Source organism: Paenibacillus rigui (assembly GCF_002234615.1).
GTDB lineage: Bacteria > Bacillota > Bacilli > Paenibacillales > NBRC-103111 > Paenibacillus_S > Paenibacillus_S rigui.
The window spans coordinates 1-8,047 of the sequence record NZ_NMQW01000069.1; the positions used below are offsets into that span (position 1 = coordinate 1).

At 39.7% G+C, this 8,047-nt stretch carries 10 protein-coding genes and 1 pseudogene; 1 reads left to right on the forward strand and 10 read right to left on the reverse strand.

Annotated elements, in window-relative coordinates:
• The coding region (locus tag CF651_RS30565) for a glycoside hydrolase family 88 protein (protein WP_218827895.1) at positions 1-1,009 on the forward strand (1,009 nt) is incomplete at its 5' end.
• Positions 1,010-1,179: 170 nt separating this feature from the next.
• Here the strand turns inward: CF651_RS30565 and CF651_RS30570 are convergent.
• From CF651_RS30570 to CF651_RS33490, 10 genes and pseudogenes are all read right to left on the reverse strand, one after another.
• A complete protein-coding gene (locus CF651_RS30570; protein WP_094018649.1) occupies positions 1,180-1,812 on the reverse strand; it encodes a pyridoxamine 5'-phosphate oxidase family protein in 633 nt (210 codons plus the stop codon).
• 94 nt (positions 1,813-1,906) lie between these two features.
• The gene (locus CF651_RS30575) at positions 1,907-2,347 is read right to left on the reverse strand and encodes an HAD domain-containing protein (protein ID WP_094018650.1); all 441 of its coding nucleotides are present in this window, start codon (positions 2,345-2,347) and stop codon (positions 1,907-1,909) included.
• A gap of 183 nt (positions 2,348-2,530) precedes the next feature.
• A complete protein-coding gene (locus tag CF651_RS30580) occupies positions 2,531-2,941 on the reverse strand; it encodes a hypothetical protein (RefSeq protein ID WP_094018651.1) in 411 nt (136 codons plus the stop codon).
• A 248-nt stretch (positions 2,942-3,189) separates the two neighbouring features.
• The gene (locus CF651_RS30585) at positions 3,190-3,774 is read right to left on the reverse strand and encodes a hypothetical protein (RefSeq protein ID WP_245856222.1); all 585 of its coding nucleotides are present in this window, start codon (positions 3,772-3,774) and stop codon (positions 3,190-3,192) included.
• Between the two features lie 202 nt (positions 3,775-3,976).
• On the reverse strand, positions 3,977-4,516 hold the full coding sequence (locus tag CF651_RS30590) for a hypothetical protein (RefSeq protein WP_094018652.1): 540 nt from the start codon (positions 4,514-4,516) through the stop codon (positions 3,977-3,979).
• Positions 4,517-4,647: 131 nt separating this feature from the next.
• On the reverse strand, positions 4,648-5,136 hold the full coding sequence (locus CF651_RS30595) for a GNAT family N-acetyltransferase (RefSeq protein WP_094018658.1): 489 nt from the start codon (positions 5,134-5,136) through the stop codon (positions 4,648-4,650).
• Positions 5,137-5,359: 223 nt separating this feature from the next.
• Positions 5,360-5,860: a hypothetical protein gene (locus CF651_RS30600; protein WP_144029140.1), complete on the reverse strand. Its 501-nt coding sequence runs from the start codon at positions 5,858-5,860 to the stop codon at positions 5,360-5,362.
• Positions 5,861-5,988: 128 nt separating this feature from the next.
• Positions 5,989-6,549 carry a hypothetical protein gene (locus tag CF651_RS30605; protein ID WP_094018654.1) on the reverse strand — a complete coding sequence of 187 codons (561 nt, stop codon included), beginning with the start codon at positions 6,547-6,549 and terminating at the stop codon, positions 5,989-5,991.
• A 705-nt stretch (positions 6,550-7,254) separates the two neighbouring features.
• Entirely contained in the window at positions 7,255-7,722 is a 468-nt protein-coding gene (locus CF651_RS30610; RefSeq protein WP_094018655.1) for a GNAT family N-acetyltransferase, read from the reverse strand.
• Positions 7,713-8,047, reverse strand: a pseudogene (locus CF651_RS33490) (hypothetical protein); the annotation flags it as partial. The gene CF651_RS30610 and the pseudogene CF651_RS33490, both read right to left, overlap by 10 nt.

Consider the following 8,047-nt stretch of genomic DNA (forward strand, 5'->3'; position numbering starts at 1 on the left):
TATTCGTCGGGAAGGGAAGAGGGGTATAAGGGACAGGCATACGATGCTGTCGCTCTCCTCCCTGCAGCCTTTCGGCTGGATGGAAGGCTGCGTGCTTGACGGGCTGCACAGCCTGCTGCCGCTGCTTGGGGCGAGTCGTGCAGCTCCAGTGCTGGAGCTGCATTTCGCCCAGTTTTTTAACAATCAGGGCGATTTGCTGTACGAGGACCTGCACGGTCAAAAGGCGGACGGTACGTTTACGACGATTGAAGCGACCTTGCCGATTGCCGTCGTTGCAAAGTACCGGCCGGACCATCCTGTCATAGCAAAAGCCGTGGCCTTCTTCGAGGCCAAAGGCTTGAATCGCGGCGGTGCTGTCATCGACGGGGACATGGTCTCCGCCGAAGGCTCTTATACCGTAGCTTATCCGCTGGCTGTTATTGCAAGGCAGCTGGGCCGCCGGGATATGGCGGAGCAAGCGATCGCGCAGGTGCTGCTGCGCCGGGACAGCCTGGCCCGCGGGGAGCATGTCTACCTGCGGTATATGCAGCGCTCCCAAAAGCATACGTTCCGCAGCTGGGCCAGAGCCTTCGCCTGGTACGGCTTGGGGCTTGTCAAAACCTGTGTGGAGCTTAAGCAGTCCCCATTCGCTTCGCTGCCGGGAATGGCTGAGCTGGAAGCCGAAATCACGCGCATTGCCCGGGTAGCCACCGGTTGGCGGCAGTCTGGCGGGCTGTGGTCCTGCTTCTTGGATGACGCATCCACCGGGATCGACACCTCCGGGTCGGCAGGCATCTCGGCGGCGCTTGCGCTGGCCGCAAGGCATGAATTGCTGCCCGCAGCATATTTGGACATCGCCCGGGAGAGTTTGCAGGCATTAGCCTCCTATTTGACACCGGATGGCTTGATGACGGGTACAGCGCAGCATAACGCAGGCGGGATGGAGCTGCAGCGCTGCGGATACCGGGTCCTTTCCCAAATGGCGCTCGGCCTCTGGGCGCAGCTGTATGCTTATGTGAACGAAGCTTAGCTTTCCAAACAAATAGGCGGTATGATCTCTGATGTTGCCATGAGATCGTACCGCCTCAATTTTTGCTGCTGTATATCTTGCTGGTGGTAATTTGACTCTCTCCACTCATCTCCACTCTTTCTTCTCTGTGCTTTATCATCATTTCGCCTACTTCTCTTGCAACATGAAGCTCAGTACAGTCTCTTCTCATAGCTCTCTTGTAATCCTTTAGTGATTGCTTCAATCGTAAATTCAGCTGAATTCACATGATCTGATAATATTTTTGGAATGGACGGTAACGTGTCCTTTGCCGCCCAAGATTTACTATCCCATATCCCGGATCGTTTAAAAGCTTTAGCACAATGAATGAAGCATTCTTCAACTTCTACTCCAATTCCTAATACAGGGGTCCTTTCCTTGACTTTCATTTGCTGTAAAATTCCATCGTCTTTCACCACAAAGGCCCGCCCATTTATCCTTAATGTTTCTTCCAATCCGGGAATGATAAATATGATTCCAACATGAGGATTCAATAAAATATTTCTAAGTGAATCCATCCTGCGGTTCCCGGGTCTTTCAGGAATAACAAAATATTTTTCATTAAGAACGAGGATCGAGCCGGGGGCATCTCCTCTTGGAGAAACATCACAATGGCCATCCTTATCTGAAGTAGATAAAAATAACAACGGGGACAGCCCGATGAAATCCCGACAATGCTCATCTAATTTGTTAATTGCTTTTTGCTTTACAACTTCGCTTGGAAAGCCTATAAGTTCCCTTATCTCTTCTTCCGAATTTAAAATTTCATGAAAAGGAACCTTCATATAATCTCCTCAATTCTCTTATGATTTATGCTGCTCTTTCATTAGGGTTGCGCCGGTTTCTTGCAGCATGGTTGTAATCAGCAGCCTTCTTCAATTATGCTAGTCTAGTAATTACATCATCTTTAATCGATTTGGTTATTCCTGTCTGAAATTCTGTTTCTACTAAATATTGTTTTAAATCTCCCATTTCTTCTTCGTCATCTATTATTATAAATTGGTTTATTTCGTCTTGAGTACCTTTACTGCTGTTTACATATTCTTGTATTTCTCTTCCTCGAATTGCCCCTTCCATAATCGGAGTCATTCCTATGACCTTATATAGCCCATTTATTTCAAATATTGATTGTAATTGTTTTAAGGTTCTCCCTTCTCGCCACGAAGAACTTACAACTATTTTAGCATTTGTTCTATCCAATATTTCCTGTAAATTCACAATACACTCTGGATCAAATTCATAGCCAAAGTATTTACTACTCTGTATTAAGTGTCTTGAAGTAACTAATACTCCATCGATATCTAAAAAGATGACCTTCATATTAATCATCTCGCTTTAGTAAATTAGGTAAGATTTTTCGGGCTGTTGAATTAGCCTCTTAGAGTTCTCTGCCTGAAGCCGCCTTCTACGATAGAATGAATCAAATTTTTAATTAAAATCACCTGTTTCTCTTGAGTGTGTTAGGACGGTCCCGACATTTTCGAATTTTCTTACAGTTATTTTTTAAGTAGGGAGACTTATTCTATCATTATTATGATTTCTTATAAAATCTACCAATTGCTCATTATCAAAAAGACTCAAATAAACTTTATCCGGGTAACTCCTATTCCTGTGTATAACCTGAAGTCCACGTAAGGTTTGCTTTACATTTATTTCGGTGTACTTAAAAACCAACTTCTTAAAGTAACTAATAACCATAAAGTCCTTATACAATCTTACCTGAACAAATGGATATGATAACTTAGTAGTCACTAAACCATCTACAAACCTACCTCCACCAATAAAGCTGTCTATTACTTCTTGATTTAACTCTATTTCCAATAATTCATTTCGTTTTCGAATAAGTTTAATAAACACAACGGTAATTATTACCGGTATTAATACTGCAATAATGATTGCCAATGATTTGTCCATAAAATTAGCTCCTCCAAATTATAACAAAAAGGTTTCCAATGGGGTGCAATTATCATTTCATGATTCAAGGTTTCGGGGCTTCCTATACGTTGTGGTTTCACAAACTTTTACTGGCTTAAGGCGCGTTAGTACCGGGTCCGACGGACTTAACCAGTGCAGGATTGCTGCCTGATTCCCTCCTCGGATTGCTTTCGGGCAGACCATGGGGCGTTGCCCCGTAGCGTGAATTACGGCGTTAGGCGGTTGAATTATCCCTTATAATATCTCTGTTTCTTGTTCTTATATAAAATTTTTCCAAATTGTTCAGTAGGTGGTATTACACGTATAATTCTGTTTGCATCAATCGATTTTGATAATACAATTTGATAATCCTCGAGTATATATTCCATAAAAGCTGTATCAGCCAATGTCTCCTTATATATATCGGGTCTCTTACTTATTTCTTCTCTCCCATGCATTAAATAATCAATATCATTTTTTTGCAGCTCTGCCGTATTCCATAAAGTACTTTCACCAATTCGCCAAATTATTGTTTTTTGTATTTCTCGCCCTAGATCTGATAAAGTATTTATTGTCTTCTCGAATTTGTCTTTATTAGTAGCACCCATGAAATGACCATAGTATGCTGGTAAATCTTGTTGTTCTATTCTAAATATAAAACCGTTATATCTTTTGCCGTCTCTCCTGAATCTTTTTAAAGCTTTCATCCACCATCTATCTAGTGACAGATGTCCCGTTACAGGATAACAGTAAACCCCATTCTGACTTTTTCTTATTCCATTTTTTAAAATATTCTTTGAGTTATTTACTGGAGACCAGTGAATTACAAGCATAGAGTCAACTCCTGAATTAGATAATGCAAGTATTTAGGGTAACGTTAGTGTATTCACGAACCCGAGAGGCTTAAGGCGCACAGTGCCGGCTCCATTTGCATACTTAGTTTCACATAGTTGCCTGTTTGATTCTTCTTCCTCGAAATACCTCGTTGCCCATAGCGTGAAATACGGTATTAGCCGAAGTCTTCGACCCATAGTTCTACATATGTCTGTACTTTTTAATTACTTCATCATTCCAGATTTGTACTTCAATGTATCTTTCCGGTCCTTGATTTCCTTCCCTGTTCCACACCTGTGGTAGGCCATATTTATTTAGTAATTCATTTATTTCAGATATTGTATATACTTGTCCTCGATACTCTCTTCCATCTTGATACCTCATCGTCGGAAATAAATCCCCATAAGTAAAGCTTATACTATCTTCTTTGAATTTAGCTAAAGGTATTTGGATATGTCTCCCATTTTTAAACCATTCTCTTATCCATTCGCAAGCACCCAATGTCATATACTGGGGATATAAATTCTTAGGTTTGCCGCCCTTATTAATAAATGACTCTCTTGCTTTACTCTCTAATTCCCTCCTAATCCTTAAATAATCCAGTGAACGTTTGCTAGCAAAAGTGTCCCCTTCGCATCTAAGTTTCTGTAAAATCTCTTCAGCTTCATTGATTTCCAGGGAAGATAAATTCTTAAATGGCCCTTGATCCTCTTCGTAATAGTGATAAAGGTCTAATATCATGCCTTTCTTCCTTTACTATATTTTTCATCGTTCAAAGATTCACCTAACGTTGTTGTGCTTCCGAATCCTCACTACCTTAAAGAACATAGCGACTAGCTGCTATGCGGTTAAGTGGTGCCATGTTTAAATACTTATAAATTTACTATCATGGTTATACTAGTTCCTTCCATCCCTACTTGTTTAAAGCCAAAACGTTTATATAGTTTCATGGCCGAATTATTAGGATCTACACTTAATGATATTGTATTAATCCCTTTCAGCTTCGCTTGTTCCAATAGGGTTTTTAATAATTCTGTTCCAATACCTTTTCCCCTATATTCAGATCGTATAGCCATTCCTAATTCTGGTGTTTCATCATTTACATATCCATAGCCTTTATTATCTTTATTAAAATATCGTATCGTTATTGATCCTATAGACTGTCCTAAGTCATTCACGGCAATATAACCAATATCCCCGTTACGTCCCCAGCCTTCAACGTATTTAGAGATTAAAGGTTGATTAATCATATCCCTACTCGCTGGTTCTTCACCTTCTGATACATATATTGATTCATACAACATATCCCATAAAAAACTAATGTCTTGTTCAGTTATTGATCGTATAGTAAATGTAGTCATAATAGGGTTTCCTTTCCTTTGCATTTTATTGACCTTCAAGTGGTTTTTCCTAGCGTCTTTGATATTCACGACCCCTCACTTGCTGAAAGGGCGAGCCGGACTTAGCCAGTGCAGGGTTGCCCAGCTGCTGCTTCCCCGAATTCCATCTGCCGGACCGAATGGCCCGAAGCGTGAATACGGTGTAATCTGATTACAGTGACTTCCCAGTGCTAACCTACAAGTATTAAATCCATCTTACAAAATATTTATTTTTGACCTTAATGTTCCTTTCACTGGCCCATTTTTTTAATTCTTGTATTGCATTGTCCTCATCTTGAATAAATCTAAAACACAAATTGATAGGGACAATTTTCTTTTCTGTTAGTTTTATTCCTAATATTGGTTTAAAATAGCCATTTATTAATATCATCTCTATGTCTTCTGCCCTTATTAATTTACCATGGACAATCAATGCTTCTGGCCTATATTCGATGTTTGATGATTTCTTAAAAGTCCTATAAGTAGACATGCCTAGAATAGTTGCATATACAACTACTAATGCTACTCCTACAAAAAAAGCCTTATCATCTTCTACATTAACTACAATAACTTTCAGCTGTAGGATTATAAAAATAATCATAATCACTATAACTTTAATTCCTGATGGATTTTTGATTTTATAAATTTTTTTAGGTATTATAGCATTTTCTCCTTTCGCTGTTTCAGATAATGTTCTTATATTCACGAAGTCGAGAGGCTTAAAGCTTATAGTGACGGGCCGAAGACTTAGCCTCACAGGATTTTCTGCCTGATTCTAATTCCCCGAAATACCTCGGAAACTTCAAAAATCCCCTAAAAAATAAAAACATCATGTTAATTCCTATACATGTCTTCATAATGTCTTAATTCAATCTTGTCGTGTTCATTCCTATTGTCTAGATATTCATATTCACCTGAGATTACAATTTCACCTCTTTCGAGAAAACCAAGTATTCGTTGCGCTTCTTTCTTAAAATTATCATGATTTTGCTTTATAAATACTTCCCTATTTGAGATTTCATCCAGCTGGCAATCATAATCGTAGAGTATGCAAGTTAATGCAATGTATCTAAGAAACGAGTAACCACTACAGTAATCTCGGTAAATTCCTCTGCAAGTATCAACTAAATCCCCATTATTTATAATGCTTCTAAGAACATCCTTGATTCTAAAATCCTCATAACCACTGAAATTAAGTATGTTCAATAAACGATTTTCTAGTTCTTTAATTGCATAATTACTGAAATAATTAATTGAAATTAGCTCAAAATATAAGGCCTTACCAAGATACTCTTCAATGTAATCGTTCTGGTACAGCCAGTTCTCAAACTCCTTAATAGTTATCTTCTTTCTTAGAACATTCACAAGGTATTTATTTACTTCGTCTTTAGACAACTGCACTGAATCACCTTCAAATAATATTTAATTCCACCGATTTCTGATAACGTTCATGCACGAAGCTGAGAACCTTAAGGGATCTATTTCAAATTAAAAATAGATTGGAACAACAATTATTAAGAGCGTTTTGAATGTATTTCAAAGAAGTCATGTACATCAGCTGACACCGAGTTCCCCTGCGGGGCGTACGCCCCTTGGTCATAAAGAGGTATTCGAGGAGGCTTATATCGTTCCTCGATTTACAAAATTTAGTAACAAATGTACTATGTCGGAAACGCCCGGGCCATCGCCTAACGTTATATTCACGCTACGGGCCGACGTTTGTCGACCCCTGGTTCGCCCGATGCATTTCGAGGAAGCGGAATCAGACAGACAACCCTGCAGGCCTAACCGCGTCGCGGCCTGTATGCCTAACATCAATTAATCCTAGGATAAATATACCACTACCTCAAATATTTAGTAATGGTACTATTCTTTCTTTATTAATCTTTGCCCCGATTGCATATAACGTTCTTGTATTCACGAACCCTCACTAGCTTAAGGGCGCTTGCGCCCGGGTCCGACGGACTTAGCCAGTGCAGGGTTGTCTGCCTGAATCCACTTCCCAGAAATGCCTCGGGCAGACCGAGGGGCGTATGCCCCGCAGTGGGAACACGGTGTTATGTGATGGCATGGCCTTCTCGAATTACTCACAAAAGTCAGTTATCCCTCAATTTCCTTTTCATAAAAAACAATCTCCATCTCTTTATATAACTTTCGATTTGTCTCTTTATAGCCATTTCTTTCGAACAATTTTATTGCTGGAAATTGCTTTATGGTTGTATCCAATATAAGTCTTTTGTAGCCTTTCTCTTTAGCTGATTTTTCTAATGCAGTTAAAATCAATTGACCAATTCCTTTTCTTTGATATTCCTGATCAATTCTAATTCTCTTTATTTCTGCTGAGTCATTATCATACTTTCTATAAGCACCCATGCTTACTATTCGGTTATCCATTAATCCTACAAAAAATTCTCCATTGTTATGTATGTAAGAATCTTCGATATGTTCAATGTCTTTATCTAGAAATGGGTTTCCTATACTTGCACTAAATTGGTTAAGTCCTTCCACATGCAATTTCATAACCATCTCCTGATCTGTTTGTTGATACTGTCTAATGATTATAGACATAATGTATCTCCTTTCACTGATAGATTTAAATATTCATTTGCCATGCTTTCACATAACGTTCTTGTATTCACGAACTCGAAAGGCTTAAAGGAACGTAGCGACTGGGTCGAAGGCTTAGCCTCGCAGGGTTGTCTGCCTGATTCCACTTCATGAAGCGCGCGAGGGTCTTCAAATTCATTTAGGAAGATATATTCATACTTGAGCGACCGAAAGTACCGCTCTGTTCGGCTGTTATCCGTTGCCCGGCCTCTGCCGTCCATTGATACCTGTACCCCTTCTTTTTCTAACAATTCCAGGTAATCCACATTGGTAAAATGAGAGCCCT

Bases quoted from the DNA above. Each gene is read 5' to 3' on its own strand.
- CF651_RS30580 (WP_094018651.1), bottom strand. From the start codon at position 2,941: ATGGACAAATCATTGGCAATCATTATTGCAGTATTAATACCGGTAATA.
- CF651_RS30575 (WP_094018650.1), bottom strand. From the start codon at position 2,347: ATGAAGGTCATCTTTTTAGATATCGATGGAGTATTAGTTACTTCAAGA.
- CF651_RS30570 (WP_094018649.1), bottom strand. From the start codon at position 1,812: ATGAAGGTTCCTTTTCATGAAATTTTAAATTCGGAAGAAGAGATAAGG.
- CF651_RS30610 (WP_094018655.1), bottom strand. From the start codon at position 7,722: ATGTCTATAATCATTAGACAGTATCAACAAACAGATCAGGAGATGGTT.
- CF651_RS30590 (WP_094018652.1), bottom strand. From the start codon at position 4,516: ATGATATTAGACCTTTATCACTATTACGAAGAGGATCAAGGGCCATTT.
- CF651_RS30585 (WP_245856222.1), bottom strand. From the start codon at position 3,774: ATGCTTGTAATTCACTGGTCTCCAGTAAATAACTCAAAGAATATTTTA.
- CF651_RS30595 (WP_094018658.1), bottom strand. From the start codon at position 5,136: ATGACTACATTTACTATACGATCAATAACTGAACAAGACATTAGTTTT.